14 protein-coding genes and 1 pseudogene are annotated in these 15898 nt (G+C 59.2%); 7 read left to right on the forward strand and 8 right to left on the reverse strand.

The features are described 5' to 3' along the window. Positions 1–42 precede the first annotated feature (42 nt). The gene (locus AC4ANE_RS13325; protein ID WP_002553543.1) at positions 43–948 is read right to left on the reverse strand and encodes a LysR substrate-binding domain-containing protein; all 906 of its coding nucleotides are present in this window, start codon (positions 946–948) and stop codon (positions 43–45) included. A gap of 103 nt (positions 949–1051) precedes the next feature. Here AC4ANE_RS13325 and AC4ANE_RS13330 point away from each other — a divergent pair, with 103 nt between their 5' ends. Together AC4ANE_RS13330 and AC4ANE_RS13335 are read left to right on the forward strand one after the other, a co-directional pair. Then, complete coding sequence (locus tag AC4ANE_RS13330; protein WP_002553544.1) at positions 1052–2254, forward strand: aspartate aminotransferase family protein; 1203 nt, start codon at positions 1052–1054, stop codon at positions 2252–2254. Positions 2255–2378: 124 nt separating this feature from the next. Then, positions 2379–2924: a DUF4174 domain-containing protein gene (locus AC4ANE_RS13335; protein WP_002553545.1), complete on the forward strand. Its 546-nt coding sequence runs from the start codon at positions 2379–2381 to the stop codon at positions 2922–2924. 53 nt (positions 2925–2977) lie between these two features. Here the strand turns inward: AC4ANE_RS13335 and AC4ANE_RS13340 are convergent, their stop codons facing one another. Further along, entirely contained in the window at positions 2978–3418 is a 441-nt protein-coding gene (locus tag AC4ANE_RS13340; protein ID WP_002553546.1) for a CBS domain-containing protein, read from the reverse strand. 222 nt (positions 3419–3640) lie between these two features. On the opposite strand from AC4ANE_RS13340, the gene AC4ANE_RS13345 reads away from it, so the two are divergent. Then, positions 3641–6004 (forward strand): DNA polymerase II, encoded by a 2364-nt coding sequence (locus tag AC4ANE_RS13345; protein ID WP_002553547.1) that lies wholly within the window; start codon positions 3641–3643, stop codon positions 6002–6004. Here AC4ANE_RS13345 and AC4ANE_RS13350 read toward each other — a convergent pair. Further along, the gene (locus tag AC4ANE_RS13350; protein WP_002553548.1) at positions 6001–6846 is read right to left on the reverse strand and encodes an NAD-dependent protein deacetylase; all 846 of its coding nucleotides are present in this window, start codon (positions 6844–6846) and stop codon (positions 6001–6003) included. The two genes, AC4ANE_RS13345 and AC4ANE_RS13350, sit on opposite strands and share 4 nt — an antisense overlap. A 165-nt stretch (positions 6847–7011) precedes the next feature. Between AC4ANE_RS13350 and AC4ANE_RS13355 the strand changes: the two genes are divergently transcribed. After that, positions 7012–7857, forward strand: a complete 846-nt coding sequence (locus AC4ANE_RS13355; protein WP_002553549.1) for a PhzF family phenazine biosynthesis protein — start codon at positions 7012–7014, stop codon at positions 7855–7857. A 68-nt stretch (positions 7858–7925) separates the two neighbouring features. Here AC4ANE_RS13355 and AC4ANE_RS13360 read toward each other — a convergent pair whose 3' ends face one another. From AC4ANE_RS13360 to AC4ANE_RS13370, 3 genes are all read right to left on the reverse strand, one after another. After that, on the reverse strand, positions 7926–8765 hold the full coding sequence (locus AC4ANE_RS13360; protein ID WP_031595991.1) for a TIGR03915 family putative DNA repair protein: 840 nt from the start codon (positions 8763–8765) through the stop codon (positions 7926–7928). Then, positions 8762–9982 carry a putative DNA modification/repair radical SAM protein gene (locus AC4ANE_RS13365; protein WP_002553551.1) on the reverse strand — a complete coding sequence of 407 codons (1221 nt, stop codon included), beginning with the start codon at positions 9980–9982 and terminating at the stop codon, positions 8762–8764. Before AC4ANE_RS13365 ends, AC4ANE_RS13360 begins: the two co-directional genes overlap by 4 nt. A gap of 399 nt (positions 9983–10381) precedes the next feature. Continuing rightward, positions 10382–11416: an IS110-like element ISPsy16 family transposase gene (locus tag AC4ANE_RS13370; protein ID WP_015060660.1), complete on the reverse strand. Its 1035-nt coding sequence runs from the start codon at positions 11414–11416 to the stop codon at positions 10382–10384. Here AC4ANE_RS13370 and AC4ANE_RS13375 point away from each other — a divergent pair. Genes AC4ANE_RS13375 through araH form a run of 3 tightly spaced genes read left to right on the forward strand, consistent with a single transcriptional unit; the run spans position 11415 to position 14186 of the window. Next, the gene (locus AC4ANE_RS13375) at positions 11415–11600 is read left to right on the forward strand and encodes a hypothetical protein (protein ID WP_152561431.1); all 186 of its coding nucleotides are present in this window, start codon (positions 11415–11417) and stop codon (positions 11598–11600) included. The two genes, AC4ANE_RS13370 and AC4ANE_RS13375, sit on opposite strands and share 2 nt — an antisense overlap. A gap of 55 nt (positions 11601–11655) precedes the next feature. After that, the gene (gene araG, locus AC4ANE_RS13380; protein WP_002553558.1) at positions 11656–13179 is read left to right on the forward strand and encodes an L-arabinose ABC transporter ATP-binding protein AraG; all 1524 of its coding nucleotides are present in this window, start codon (positions 11656–11658) and stop codon (positions 13177–13179) included. A gap of 41 nt (positions 13180–13220) precedes the next feature. Further along, positions 13221–14186: an L-arabinose ABC transporter permease AraH gene (gene araH / locus AC4ANE_RS13385; RefSeq protein ID WP_004664988.1), complete on the forward strand. Its 966-nt coding sequence runs from the start codon at positions 13221–13223 to the stop codon at positions 14184–14186. 186 nt (positions 14187–14372) lie between these two features. Here the strand turns inward: araH and AC4ANE_RS13390 are convergent, their stop codons facing one another. Together AC4ANE_RS13390 and AC4ANE_RS13395 are read right to left on the reverse strand one after the other, a co-directional pair. After that, positions 14373–14615, reverse strand: coding sequence for a hypothetical protein (locus tag AC4ANE_RS13390; protein ID WP_005733063.1), 243 nt, complete (start codon positions 14613–14615; stop codon positions 14373–14375). A 265-nt stretch (positions 14616–14880) separates the two neighbouring features. After that, positions 14881–15696: pseudogene (locus AC4ANE_RS13395) on the reverse strand (sensor histidine kinase); the annotation flags it as partial. Between the last annotated feature and the right edge of the window lie 202 nt (positions 15697–15898).

A 15898-nucleotide genomic window follows, 5' to 3' on the forward strand; every position in this document is an offset into this window, starting at 1 on the left:
CGCGCACCGGCGTCGGTTCGATGACATTTGGGCGGTAAGTGCTTACCGCCCCCAGAGCCCCATCGCGTACTCCACAAAACTTCTCACTTTAGGCAGCCGATAACGATCCTGCACATACAGCAGGTTCATCGGTCGTCTGGGCAAGTGATAGCCCGGCAGCAGCGCAACCAGCCGGCCTTCCTGCAAGTCTCGCTGAACCAGCGCATCCGGTAGCATCACTACACCCATTCCAGCACACGCAGCCTGATAAAGACCGGCAGAGGTGTTGGCAACCATCGAGCCGTCGACATCCACCAGCACTTCACCTTCGGGGCCGGTCATACGCCATTGGGTGCCAGCCGTGCGCCACTCGTCTCCTGCCGGGTAGGAGAACGCCAGGCAATTGTGCGCACCAAGGTCTCCGGGGTGCGCAGGCGCTCCATGGCGAGCCAGATAACTCGGCGCAGCGCAGATGGTCAGGGTGTAGTCCTGCATGGGGCGCGCAATCAGTGGCGAGGATTGCGGGATGTTTCCCAAGCGTATGGCGATATCGAAACCATTGTCGATCATGTCCAGACGCTGGTTGGTCAGCACCAGATCAAGTTTGACCTCGGGAAAGCGTAGCGAGAACCCGGCAAGGGCCGGGGCCAGCACTTCCGAACCGAACGTCAGCGGCGCGGTGATGCGCAACGTGCCGCTGGGATCGCCCTGGGCCTGCTCGGCCAATTGCTCGGACTCGGCCACCAGCCCCAGCACTTCAAGGCAACGCTCGTAATACGCAGTGCCGAATTCCGTCAAGCGCTGACGGCGAGTGGTGCGCTGCAACAGGCTGACGCCCAGGCGCTGTTCCAGTGCGCGCAGGTGGTTGCCAACCATAGTGGTAGAAATCGAACACGCCTGAGCTGCCGCCGTCAGGCTGCCTGCTTCGACCACCTTTACGTACACACGCATCGCCTGAAACAAATCCATTATCAAGCCCTGCTTTAAAATGATTGAAGTGTTTGGCTGTTTATCCATAAGGAGTGGTTAACGATACTGCAAAAATCGAAACATACCCAAGGAGCTTCACGTCATGACCACTGCCTGCCTGATGAGCACTTACCAACCTCTGGCCCTGAGCTTCACCCGTGGCCTGGGCACGCGTCTGTGGGACCAGAGCGGGCGCCAATACCTGGATGCTGTGGCGGGCGTGGCGGTGACCAATGTCGGCCATTCGCATCCGCTGCTGGTAGAGGCCATTCGGGATCAGGCGGGGTTGCTGTTGCACACTTCCAATCTTTACAGCATTGACTGGCAGCAGCGTCTGGCGCAGAAACTGACCGGTTTGTCGGGGCTGGATCGGGTGTTTTTCAATAACTCCGGTGCCGAGGCCAACGAGACTGCGCTGAAGCTGGCGCGCCTGCACGGCTGGCACAAGTACATCGAACGGCCTTTGGTGGTGGTCATGGAAAACGCCTTTCACGGCCGCACGCTGGGCACACTGTCGGCCAGTGACGGACCGGCTGTGCGCCTGGGCTTCAGCACCTTGCCGGGGGATTACGTCAAAGTACCCTTTGGCGATCTGGCGGCGTTCGACAAGGTCTGCGTGACTCACGGGCACCGCATTGCCGCAGTACTGGTGGAGCCGATTCAAGGCGAAGGCGGCGCGCAGGTCGCGCCAACCGGGTATCTCAAGGCGCTGAGGGAGCGCTGCACCCGGCGTGACTGGCTGTTGATGCTCGACGAAATCCAGACCGGCATGGGGCGGACCGGCAAGTGGTTTGCCTTTCAGCACGAGGGCATCGTGCCGGACGTCATGACCCTGGCCAAGGGTTTGGGCAACGGTGTGCCGATAGGTGCCTGTCTGGCAAGGGGCAGGGCGGCGCAATTGTTCACCCCCGGCAGCCACGGCAGCACCTTCGGTGGTAATCCGCTGGCCTGTCGGGTCGGCTGCACGGTAATCGACATCATCGAACAGCAGGCCTTGGTGGAAAACGCCGCCCTGCAAGGCAGCCGCTTGCTGGAGCGGCTGCGCAACGTGCTTGGCGCTCACCCGCAGGTGCTGGAGATTCGTGGCCTCGGGCTGATGATCGGTATCGAATTGCGGCAGGCCATACCCGAGTTGACCCGGATCGCGGCCGAGGACTACGGCCTGTTGATCAACGTCACGCGCGGTAAGGTCATCCGGCTTCTGCCGCCATTGGTGCTGAACGCTGCCGAGGTGGAACAGATCGTTCAAGGCCTGCTGGCGAGCCTCGACAGCGCCCTTTACAAATCGCTTGAGCGCTCTGCCTGAAGCAAGGGATTAAGGAAAAGGACTACATCGGGCTGTACCGGGATGACCCATATGCGGTAGAACAGTCCAGCATCGCGTATGTCTGCGCGCGATGGCTACCCAATGGATTTGAAAGGAGCCCACCATGTTCATCCGGTCCCTGACCCTCGCCACCCTGCTTGTCGCTGCAGGTACAGCGCTTGCCGCTGACAGCGATGGCCCTTTGGCCCAGGAGCGCGGCAAGTCGCGCCCGCTGATCATCATCGCACCCAGCCCGGCTGATCCGGCGCTGAGCCACCTGAAGGATGCGCTGAAGGAGTCTGCCAATCATAAAGACTTCACAGAGCGCAATATGGTGCTGTTCACGGTGGTGAACACTATCGGCGAGCGTGACGGCAAGAGCATGGACCCCCAGTCGACCATGGCCTTGATTCGCGAATTGAAGCTGGGCGCGGGTGTCGGTACCAAGGTCATTCTGGTGGGCAAGGACGGCGAGAAAAAGATCGACAAGACTATCGGCAAGTCAGAATCGGTAGACCTTAAGGAGATCTTCGCCACCATCGACCAGATGCCAATGCGCGAGAAAGAGGCATCCGCGCCGCTACCAGAACCAGAGGCCAAGCCTGCACCGGCCGAAAAACCGGCCAAACCAGTCAAGGGCGGGGCACCTGGCAAGACGCTGGATGACTGAGTGACCGGCGCAGCGTGCGGTAATCGCGCGCTGCGCCTGGCGTGCCGTTCGGCTCACTCGCCGCGAATGTACTGCTCAAGCTGCTGAATGAGACTGGCCTGTTCGGCAATGGCTTCCTTCACCAGGTCGCCGATCGACAGCAGGCCCAGCAGCTGGCCGTCTTCCACGACCGGCAGATGGCGCAGATGGCTGTCGGTCATGATCCCCATGCACGCTTCGACGCTCTGTTGCGAGTCGACGGTAATGACTTTGTTGCTCATGATTTCTCTGACCGGCGTACCCACCGAGGAGCGCCCCTTGAGGATCACCTTGCGTGCATAGTCGCGCTCACTGACGACGCCGACCACCACGTTGCCCTCGACCACCGGCAGCGCACCGATGTTCTTTTCCGCCATCAGCCTGAGCGCATCGAGCACCATCTGGTCCGGGCCGATGGTATGTACTTGCTGGTTTTGCAGGTCTTTCAATTTCAGTAGTTGGGCGACGGTTTTCATGGTGCTCTCCGTGATCGGGACCTGTAAGACTGTAGTGCATTTTCAGGCGCACTACAGAATCGTGCAGCGCGCAGAATCGAGCAACAAATAAATAGGGATAAAGGGCATAGACGCAATTAATTGACAGCGCCTGAAAATGGCCTGAATTCGACTGTCGACCGCGCGCTTGACCTCACAGCCAAGTAGAATCAACGGTTTCGCCATGCGGTCGAGGTAGCAGCGTTGGATTTACAGCAGGGCTTCATCCTGAGTCGGCACTGGCAAGATACGCCCGCCGGGACCGAGGTCGACTTCTGGTTGGCTACCGATCAGGGTCCTCGCCATATTCGCCTGCCTTGCCAGCCCTCTGTCGCCTTTATTCCTGCCGAGCAGGGCGAGCGTGCGCGGTCGCTGTTGCGTACCGAGCGCGGGGTGGAATTGCGTCCGCTGGAACTTTGCGATTTTCGTCATCGACCTGTGCTCGGTGTGTATTGCCAGCAGCACCGCCAGTTGATGAACATCGAAAAACTGCTGCGTAGAGGCAATGTCGATGTTTACGAGGCAGACATTCGCCCGCCTGAGCGCTATCTGATGGAGCGCTTCATCACCGCGCCAGTGCAATTCAGCGGTACGCCGGATGCCGAGGGCGTGCTTTGCGACGCGCAAATCAGGCCGGCACCCGATTACCGTCCCAGCCTGAAGCTGGCGTCGCTCGATATCGAAACCACGGCACGTGGCGAGCTGTATTCGATCGCGCTGGAGGGCTGTGGTCAGCGCCAGGTGTACATGTTGGGGCCACCCAATGGCGGCGACGAGGAGCTGAATTTTCAGCTCGATTATTGCGATACCCGCGCGCAGTTGCTGGAGTGCCTGAATGGCTGGCTGGCGTTGCACGATCCTGACGCAATCATCGGCTGGAACGTCGTGCAGTTCGACCTGCGGGTTCTGCATGAACATGCCCAGCGCCTGCAAGTGCCATTGCGGCTCGGGCGTGGCGGTGAAGCAATGGGCTGGCGGGAGCATGGCAGCCGTAACAATCATTTTTTTGCCGAGGTCAGCGGGCGGCTGATCATCGACGGGATCGAGGCCTTGCGTTCCGCGACCTGGAGCTTTCCGTCGTTCAGTCTCGAGAATGTCGCGCAGACCCTGCTGGGCGAGGGCAAGGCCATTGATACGCCTTACCAGCGCATGGACGAAATCAACCGCATGTTCGCCGAGGACAAGCCTGCGCTGGCGCGTTACAACATCAAGGATTGCGAGCTGGTGACGCGCATTTTCGCCAAGACCCAGTTGCTGACCTTTCTGCTTGAACGAGCCACCGTAACGGGCCTGCCCGCTGACCGCAGCGGTGGTTCGGTGGCCGCGTTCTGCCATCTGTACATTCCGCTGATGCACCGCCAGGGCTTCGTCGCGCCTAATCTGGGCGAACGCATGCCGGAGGCAAGCCCCGGTGGTTTTGTGATGGATTCCCAGCCGGGGCTCTATGAGTCGGTGCTGGTGCTGGACTACAAGAGCCTTTATCCGTCGATCATTCGAACCTTTCTCATCGACCCGGTGGGATTGATCGAAGGCATGCGTCATCCCGAGGACAGCGCGTCGGTGCCAGGCTTTCGCGGCGCGCGCTTTTCTCGCACCCGCCATAGCCTGCCAGCGATCGTGGAACGTGTGTGGCAAGGTCGGGAGACCGCCAAGCGCGAGCACAATGCGCCGTTGTCCCAGGCCCTGAAAATCATAATGAATGCCTTCTACGGCGTGCTGGGGTCAAGTGGCTGCCGGTTCTTCGATCCGCGGCTGGCCTCATCGATCACCTTGCGCGGGCATGAAATCATGCTCAAGACCCGCGACCTCATCCAGGCACAGGGCTATACCGTAATCTACGGCGATACCGACTCGACGTTTGTCTGGCTGGGCCGTCCTCACGGGCAGGAAGAAGCGGCAAGCATCGGCAAGACGCTGGTGCAACAGGTCAACCAGTGGTGGCGCGAGCACCTGCACAATGAATATGGCTTGCACAGCGCGCTGGAGCTGCAATACGAAACGCATTTTCGCCGCTTCCTGATGCCAACCGTGCGCGGCGCGGAGGAGGGCAGCAAGAAACGCTACGCCGGACTGGTCACTCGCGCTGACGGTTCCGAGGAGATGGTCTACAAGGGCCTGGAAACCGTGCGCACCGACTGGTCGCCGCTGGCTCAGCAGTTTCAGCAGGAGCTATACCTGCGCATCTTCAAGCGCCAGCCGTATCAGGATTATGTTCGTGACTACGTGCAGTGCACCCTGTCAGGCGAGCTGGATGACCTGTTGATCTACCGCAAGCGCCTGCGCCGCAAGCTCGATGATTATCAGCGCAACGTGCCGCCCCACGTGCGCGCCGCGAGGCTCGCCGATGAATACAACGATCAGCAGGGTCGTCCGCGTCAATACCAGAGCGGCGGCTGGATCAGCTACGTGATGACCACTGCCGGACCGGAACCTCTGGAGATTCGTCACGCGCCGATTGACTACGACCATTACGTGACTCGCCAGTTACAACCACTGGCTGATGCGATCCTGCCGTTTGTCGACGATGATTTCAGCACGCTGATCGGCGGGCAATTAGGGTTGTTCTAACGCGCGCCGAGCTGCTCGGCGATCCACGGCAGTACCTGCTCGCATGATGCTTCGATCTTCATTTCAAGCAATTCTTCCGCGCGGGTCTTGCCATGGTTGATGGCGATAACCGGTTTGCCCTGTTCGACCATTGCCTTGCACAGACGGAACGCCGACCAGGCCATCAATGACGTGCCGACCACCAGCAAGCCTTCCGCCTGTTCGACACTCGACGTTGCCTTGGCAGCGGTCTGCGGCGCGACGTTCTCACCAAAGAACACAACGTCCGGCTTGAGTCTGTCGCCCTCGCAATGCGGGCAGCGGGGCACCTTGAAACCGGTCTCGAAAGCCGGATCCAGCAGGGTATCGCCATCGGGTGCCTGTTTGGCATCGACGCCTAGCAGATAGGGGTTTTGCTCCAGCATCTGCTCTTGAATATCCGCCCGCTCGCTGCGTTGCTGACAATCCAGGCACAGTACACGGTGCAGGCTGCCGTGCAGCTCGATGACGTCCTGGCTTACGGCCTGACTGTGCAGTGCATCAACGTTCTGGGTGATCAGTCCGCTGATGGCATTTTCAACCTGCAATGCAGCCAGTGCCCGATGCGCGGCATTGGCCTGCGCCGCGCGAATACGCGGCCAGCCCAGCATCGCCCGCGCCCAGTAACGTTGGCGCGCAGCGGGGTTGCCGACAAACTCCTGATACATCATCGGCTGTTTGCCACGCCGGACGCCGTCCTTGTCGCGGTAGTCCGGAATGCCGGACGCGGTGCTGATACCTGCGCCGGTGACGACCAGAAAGGACTTGCCGGTCATTGTCTCGCAAAGTGTTTCGAGCTGACTGTAGGTTGTAGTGTCCAGCATCTTCAAACCTCGAATGACTCATGTTATCCGGACCTGTGTCTGCCAGATTAGCAGGCGAGTGCGAGCTGTGAGCGGCCAAGGCGAGCGTTGGTTCAATAGACCGTTGTCTACCCGGTGGCGTGCGTGGCAACCTTGGTTCTTTAACACCTTGCCAAGGAAGCTCAGATGCGCTCGTTTCATTTCAAACAACTGGATGTGTTCAGCGATCAGCCTTTGCTCGGTAATCCGCTGGCGGTGGTGCTGGGCGCGGACGGGCTGAGTGATGAACAGATGGCCGCCTTTGCACGCTGGACCAACCTGAGTGAAACCACGTTTCTGCTCAAACCGACAGACCCGCGTGCCGACTATCGTGTGCGTATCTTCACCACACTTGAAGAGCTGCCCTTCGCTGGGCATCCCACCTTGGGCAGCTGTCACGCCTGGCTCGAAAGCGGTGGCGCGGCGCAGGGTGAGGAAATTATCCAGGAGTGCGGAATCGGTCTGGTGCGCATTCGTCGCGAGGGCAGCGGGCTGGCATTCACTGCGCCGCCTTTGTTGCGTTCGGGCGAGGTAGACCCTGAATTGATCGAGCAGATCCGCATCGGTATGAAGCTGGGTGCGGGTGAGATTCTGGATGCGCGCTGGGTGGATAACGGCCCGGGTTGGGTCGCCTTCAGGCTGGCAGATCGCGCCAGTGTTCTGAGCTTGCAGCCGGATTACACACTATTATTGAGCGGCCTGATACTCGGCGTCGTTGCGCCATGGGACCCGGCAGTCGATGGGGATGAGGCGCAATTTGAAGTGCGTGCCTTTATCCCGGGCGACGGTATGGCGGAAGACCCGGTGACCGGCAGCCTCAATGCCGGAATCGCTCGCTGGTTTCTGGAAGAGGGGCTGGCACCGGACAATTACATCGTCAGCCAAGGCACCGTGCTCGGCCGCAAGGGGCGAGTCTCCATTCAGCGTGTAGGTGAGGATATCTGGGTGGGCGGCTCGACGGTTACCTGCATTGAAGGGCGCGTTTCGCTTTAGGCGCTTGTCGTCATAGACAACACCTAGAGCACGGAATACCGGGTAACAAGAGCCCGAGAGCGAAAGACTCAATCCCTGTGCGCAATCTTTTTGCCACGTCTGGCGGCGATATCGCTGGCCTGGCCGTCGCGTTGTTTGCCAGTCCGGGCCTGGGTGATGAGCGCTGGAATCAAAGGGCCTTCGGGCAGATTCTTCCAGAAGCGCGAAGGGAAGTGGCCCTCCATGACTTTGGGGTTCAGGCGTGCAGGGTTGAAGATGTGGCTGTAATAGGTGAGCCACAACTCGCCATGCGGGTCTTCGACCTGCCGAGCCATGGTCTGCCACGTTTCAGGGCAGCGGCGCTCGTGGATCAACTGTTTGCCGTCGTAATACACGCCGTCCTGAGGGGTAGCGATCATCCAGCGGTGCTGGCCCATGCGGCCGATGAAATGCTCACTGGCACTGAGCAGAATATCGTGCGCTGGCTCATGCCAGGCCACGTACTGCGGGCGCATGATGGCCGCGTCATCAGCGACAGGCGGCAAGGCGACAAAGCGTAGAAATGCGTGCAGATGATGCGCCTCACGTCTGACCGACTTGAGACGACGGTGCAGCTCACTGCCAAGCTTGTCGCCGGCCATCATCGCTGTGCGGTCGCCGTGAGTCACGCGCCACAGCACTTCGTACAGCAGGCTCCAGCGCTGATCGCCCCGGTAACGCGAAGCGCTTTCCAGCAACTGCACCAGCTCCAGCGGAACCCTTGCCTGAAAAGGCCCGGCCTCCCTGGGATACTCTTCTTCGCTGCCGAACAGGTCGGCGGCATCCGGCGACTTCCAGCTGACCTGGCTGGGGTCGATTTCATGGCTCAGCAGCCAGCGTGCCTGTTGCCGCCAGGTGCCGAACAGGTCGTCGCAGTCCAGACAGATCATCCCCACAGCCCCATTTGCTCAGGCTGCGGCCGGTCACGCAACTGGTGATGCAGAAATTCGCTGGTGGTTTCCGCATGCGGCGGGTGGTAATCGCTGGTAATGATAAACGGCTTGGCCTTGGCCAGTATGCAGCGCATGCGGGTGAGGTCTTCGTAGCGGATACGCCGCTGCCTGCGCAGCTCGACCAGCCGCTGGGTGGTACGAATGCCGATGCCTGGCACCCGGGCAATCAGCGCCGCGTCGGCCTTGTTCAGGTCCAGCGGAAACACCTGCCGGTTGCCCAGCGCCCAGGCCAGCTTGGGGTCAATGTCCAGCGCCAGGTCACCGGGGCCGCTGAGCAATTCACCTGCAGTAAAACCGTAGCCGCGCAAAAGGAAGTCGGCCTGATACAGCCGGTGCTCGCGCATCAGCGGCGGTGCAGCCAGTGGCACACTGTTGGGGCTGTTGGGGATCGGGCTGAACGCTGAATAGTAGACCCGGCGCAGTTTGAAGTTGCTGTACAGCGACTGCGCGCTGTGCAGGATGGTGCTGTCGTCGGTAGCGTCGGCACCGACGATCATTTGCGTGCTTTGCCCGGCCGGGGCAAAGCGCGGCGATCGCGGCTCGTTGCGCACGGTTTGCTCGCCGGTGTAAATGGTTTGCATGGCCTGTTTGATCGACGCGACGTCTTTTTCCGGTGCAAGGGTTTGCAGGCTCAGGTCGGTCGGCAGCTCGATATTGACGCTGAGGCGGTCGGCATAGCGACCGGCTTTTTCGATCAGCGCCGGATCGGCGTCGGGGATGGTCTTGAGGTGGATATAACCGCGAAACTCGTGCACCTCGCGCAACAACCGGGCGACCTCGACCAGTTGCTCCATGGTGTAGTCCGCAGAGCGAATGATCCCGGAACTCAAAAACAGCCCGCTGACGCAATTGCGACGATAGAAGTCCAGCGTCAGGGTGACCACTTCTTCGGGCGTGAAGCGCGCACGGGGCACGTCGCTGGAGCGGCGGTTGACGCAGTACTGGCAGTCGTAAAAGCAGAAATTGGTCAACAGGATTTTCAGCAGCGACACGCAACGGCCATCCGGCGTATAGCTATGGCAGATGCCCATGCCGTTGGTGGAACCCAGACCGGATTTGTCCTGCGAGCTGCGCTTGGGTGCTCCACTGCTGGCGCACGACGCATCGTACTTGGCGGCGTCCGCCAGAATGCTGAGCTTGTCGATAAGCTGCATGAAGTACCCCTTTACTGTTTGCATGTACAGTATAGGGTCGGGTGCAGCTCGACAAGTACCGTACAGCGGGCCTGTACGTATCTACAAGGGCTTCCCCATTGAGCACAAGCCCAATAGTTTCTGTTTGACTCCGCTGCATATGCCGGATCGACGTAAGAAGGTGAAGGACTGCGGTACTACAAACGGTCATCTTGAGCTGATCGCTCGGACCCTGATGAAAGACGCACGTGAGGGCCTCGTTCGCTAACCGGGACTGAATTTCCCATACGATTTTTCAGGTATCCCCCACGCAGGTCCAACCCGCTTCACATCAACGACGGCAGTGCACATTGATCCTTTTATCCGCTCATGATCCTCGCCCTAACGCCTTACAAGGTGATCAGTCATGACCTCTGGTGTTTACGCGCCCGTTGGTTCTGCCTGTTCAGGCTTGAACGTGTCGCCGTAATGCAGAACGGCCCAGGCCATCCTCGCATTCTTGGCGGCAATCGCCACGGCCGCACGCCAGTAACCCCGTCGCTCCATGAGGTTGCGGATCCAGCGACTGAGAGGGTCTTGCTTATCGCCCAGGTTGGCCATGACAGATCGAGCTCCAAGCACCAGTAGACTGCGTAAATAGGCATCCCCGGCTTTGGTGATACTCCCCAGGCGCTGCTTGCCGCCGCTACTGTATTGGCCTGGCGTCAAACCGAGCCAGGCAGCCACTTGGCGTCCGTTTCTGAAGTCGTGCCCATCTCCAATACTGGCCACTAAAGCACTTGCAGTGGTCGAGCCAACCCCACGCAATTGCAGCAGCCTACGGCTACGATCATCTTCGCGAGCGATCTGATTGATGGCTCGATCAAGTTCCACCAGCCGATCCTCGATATGGCTGGTGTGCTCCAACAGTTCACTCATGCACCGTCTTGCCCAGCCAGGCAAGGTGTCCAGACAGGGACCAATCTCTTTTCTCAATCGCTCTGGGCTTTGTGGCAGGACCACGCCGAATTCAGAAAGTAATCCGCGCAGTCGGTTGTACGTAGAGGTGCGTTCTTCGATGAATCCCTGGCGGGTTCGATGAAGGCAAAGAGTGGCCTGCTGATGCTCGTCTTTAACAGGGACAAACCGCATGCTGGGTCGGGTCACTGCCTCACAGATCGCGGCAGCATCTGCGGCATCGTTCTTGCCGCGCTTACCCGACATTCGATAAGGCGAAACGAGTTTAGGAGCCATCAACTTGACCGTATGGCCGTGCTCGGCGAACACCCTCGCCCAATGATGAGCGCCTGAGCAAGCCTCCATACCAATCAAGCACGGGGGCAACTGGGCGATCAATGGCACCAGTTGATCCCGCGCAACCTTGGGCTTCACCAAGGTGGCTTTACCAGCCTCATCGACGCCGTGAACGGCGAATACGGCCTTGGCTAGATCGATTCCCACGGTAATAATTGGCATGGACTTCCCCTCCTGTGGTTTTGATGCAGGTTTGACACTTCATCATGGCACTTCGATGCCGATTCGCGACTTTCGCCGCGCCCTCTGGACGGGGAAGTCCCTTTCATTCGCTATGGACGATGTGACACTGATCACCCGCGCCAACTTCCAGGAAGTATTGACCAAGATCGGTCTGTGGAAGTGAGTTGACTGAGGGGCCTGATTTTCAGGTCCCTCACACGTGCGAGGAGGTTGGTTTCATGCAACAGGCTATCGAGCAAACATCCATAAACGGTGCCTTGCGCTTCAATGGCATCGGCAAGGTCTTCCCCGGCGTAAAGGCGCTTTCGGACATCAGCTTCGAAGCGCGCCCCGGCAGTGTTCACGCCTTGATGGGCGAGAACGGTGCCGGTAAATCCACGCTGCTGAAAATCCTCGGCGGCTCTTATCAGCCCAATAGCGGCACCTTGCAGATCGGTGAGCAGAGCTACCAGTTCAAATCCACCGCCGAGAGTATTGCGGCGGGTGTGGCGGTGATTCACCAGGAATTGCATCTGGTGCCGGAAATGACCGTCGCCGAGAACCTGCTGCTTGGGCACATGCCCAATCGTTTTGGTTTGATCAATCGCGGTGCGATGTACCGTCGGGCAGGTGAGCTGCTCAAAGGCCTGGCTGACGAAATCGACCCGCGCACTCGCCTGGGTGATCTTTCACTGGGCCAGCGGCAATTGGTGGAGATCGCCAAGGCCATGTCACGCAATGCGCACGTCATCGCCTTTGACGAACCCACCAGCAGCCTGTCGGCACGTGAAATTGACCGGTTGATGGCGATTATCGTGCGGCTGCGCGACGAGGGGCGGGTGATTCTCTACGTGTCTCATCGCATGGAAGAAATCTTCCGTGTCTGTGATGCCGTAACAGTGTTCAAGGACGGTCGTTTTGTAAAAACCTTTGAGCAGATGGCTGATCTGGATCATGACCGGCTGGTGACCTGCATGGTGGGCCGGGATATTCAGGACATCTACAATTATCGTCCGCGCCAGCATCAAGGGCCTAGCCTGCGAGTGACCGGGTTACTGGGGCCGGGGCTGCACGAACCCGTGAGTTTTGCCGTAGAGAAAGGTGAAGTGCTGGGTTTCTTCGGGCTGGTGGGCGCCGGGCGTACCGAGCTGTTCCGTCTGCTGTCGGGGTTGACGCGCAGCACGGCAGGCACGTTGCAGCTGGACGGCAAGCCATTGACGCTCAAGTCCCCACGCGATTCGATCGAAGCAGGCATTCTGCTCTGCCCGGAGGACCGCAAGAAGGAAGGTATCGTGCCGCTGTCCAGCGTCGCGGAGAACATCAACATCGGTGCACGGCCCCGGCATGTGAATCTCGGCTGCCTGATTCAGGGCCGCTGGGAGCGCGACAACGCACGCAGCCAGATCAAGTCGATGAACGTCAAGACACCATCGCCCGAGCAACAGATCATGTTCCTCTCCGGCGGCAATCAGCAGAAGGCGATTCTCGGTCGCTGGCTGTCGATGCCGATGAAGGTCCTGTTGCTGGACGAGCCCACCCGCGGGATTGACGTCGGTGCCAAGTCCGAGATCTACGAGATCATTCACAACCTGGCCGCCGACGGGATTGCGGTCATTGTGGTGTCCAGTGACCTGATGGAAGTCATGGGTATTTCCGACCGCATTCTGGTGATGAGCGAAGGCGCGATCACTGGTGAACTCAACCGCGATGAGGCTGATGAATCGCGACTCCTGCAATTGGCTCTGCCTCGCACGCGCAGCTGATAACCGGTCCCCTGACCATGAACAATAATAAAGAGGTGCATATGTCTACCGAATCCAGCCTGCAGGCTCCCCGTCAGGGCATGAACCTGCGTCGTTTTGCCGATGACTGGGTGATGCTCCTGGCTGCCGTGGGAATCTTCCTGCTGTGCGCCGTGTTCATCGACAACTTCATGTCACCGCTGAACATGCGGGGGCTAGGCCTTGCGATTTCCACCGTGGGCATTGCTGCCTGCACCATGCTCTTTTGTCTGGCGTCCGGGCACTTCGACCTTTCGGTCGGTTCGGTGCTGGCCTGTTCCGGGGTCATCGCCGGGATTGTTATCCGCGACACCGACAGCGTGTTTCTCGGTGTTTCCGCCGCGCTGGCGCTGGGGCTGGTGGTTGGTCTGATCAATGGCATCGTGATTGCCAAGCTGCGCATCAATGCCCTGATCACGACCCTTGCGACCATGCAGATCGTGCGCGGCCTTGCGTATATCTTCTCCAACGGCAAGGCCGTCGGCGTCTCCAACGAGGATTTCTTCATCTTCGGCAATGGCCAGATATATGGCGTGCCGGTGCCGATCCTGATCACCATCGCCTGCTTCATATTCTTCGGCTGGTTGCTCAACTACACCACCTACGGGCGCAACACCATGGCCATCGGTGGCAACCAGGAAGCTGCATTGCTGGCGGGTGTGCATGTCGATCGCACCAAGATCATCATCTTCGCGGTTCACGGGCTTGTCGGGGCACTGGCTGGCGTGGTGCTGGCTTCGCGTATGACCTCGGGGCAGCCAATGATCGGTCAGGGCTTCGAGCTGACCATCATCTCGGCGTGCGTACTGGGCGGTGTTTCGCTGAGCGGCGGCATCGGCATGATTCGCCATGTAATCGCTGGTGTGCTGATTCTGGCGATCATCGAGAATGCGATGAACCTGAAGAATATCGATACGTTCTACCAATACGTGATTCGCGGTACGATTCTGTTGCTGGCGGTGATCATCGACCGACTGAAACGTCGCTGAACCTGTTGGCCGCTGTTATGGCATTGCTGTTTAGTCGCGAGGGCATGAGCGACAGGGATGGAGATGCAAGTAGCGGTTGAGTTCAGGGGGCTGATCACTTGCAGAGTGGACAGGTAACAACGGTATTGTTCTATAGCAGTGCAGCCGCAAAGTGACTACTTTGCGGCTGTTTTTTAACCGGTGCTTTTAGCCGCGAGGCGGGCAAGGGAGGCCGGTATCGTCGCAGGCGGTGTTGATACGTAAGCCGTTTTTCAGCCTCGTCGCTACTTGCAGTGGTGCAGATGTGGTGCGGGTGGCTTCAGTCTTGCCGGCCTCTTGCACGAGCGCGTGTTTGCCATCGACAGCTGGTGCGGTTTGTATACCGGTGGCGGCAAATGCCGTGCCCTGCAGGCCGATGATTGCAATGGTTGTCACAACGAGAGCTTTCAATGCGGACTTTGCTGTTACTCGATTCATGATGTTTTCTCTGCGTGGCTTAATGATGGGGTGGCTACAAATAACTGCATTGAAGTTTCTGAATAGCAGGTTATTGGCCACGTGAATAATGTATATTTTTTTTATGACGGTAAGGCTGTTTTTTTGGCCTGTGAAAAAAATTTAACTTAGCGTGCTTATTAATAGTGTCGCACCGTTAATCTCATGATGTTTCTCATGCCATTCATGACGCTGAAGTTATAGAGGCTTGCTGTCGAATTTACCGGTACTGCACTAGCCGAGTCCGGAAATCCAGCTCCGCTCTAGTGCCTGGCGTCGGCATCGACTCCAGGGTCAGCGTCCACCGAAATCGTTCGCAGATGCGCCGCACCAGAAAAAGCCCCAGGCCTTTCCCGGTGCCCGCTCTGGTCGAGTTTCTCAGCAGAGACAGGTAGTGGAGGGACGCCTGCGCAGTGTCGAAGCCTTCGCCCGAGTCGGTCACGCTCAATACACCGTCCTTGAGGCGTACGGTGATTGTTCCGTCATAGGTGTTTTCGGCAGCGTTACGCAACAGGTTGCCGATGGCAATGCGTAACATCGCCTCGGGCACTTGCAGGCAAAGCGTCTGGTGGATGTGCACCGAAAACTGCACGGGTTTGCCGTCCAGAAGGTGTTGGTGGTCCTTGACCAGGTCGGGCAACAGGCGGTCCAGCTCGACGGGGTCGTCCGGCGCTGAGGACATGGGCTCGCGCGACAAATACAGCAGCGCGACCATGATCTCGGTCAGGTTATCCACGGTTGCCCGCATGCGTTGAATCGGTGGCGCTGCACACGCGGGTAGCGCTTGCCTGGCCAGCACATCCAGCGCGCCGCTGATCACCGCGATCGGCGTACGAAACTCATGACTGGCCTGATCGAGAAGGGCGCGTTCCCGGGCCATGAATTGCTCGACCCGTTCCAGATGTGCGTTTATACCGCAGGCAATGTCTTTGAGTTCTTCCTGGTCGTATTGCACTGGCAGGCGTTGCGAAAGGTTTTCCGGATCGAGTTGCTTCATGCCTAGCGCAAGCGCCTGAACCGGGCGGTGCAGGCGCACAGCCTATGCCCCTCCAGCGGGAACATGCAGCCTTATCAACTGCACTGGGTTCGCGATCCTGGGCTCAAAGCGAATTTGGCGGTCGCTTGCAACGGCCAGAAAGCTGCAGCATCAGCGGCCGAGCTCATCGTGATCGTGGCGAGTCCTGCGCTGGGGTTGCGTACAGCCAACGCACAACTCGACCACGTTGAAGGTTCGTCTG

Source organism: Pseudomonas sp. Pme6b (assembly GCF_058129925.1).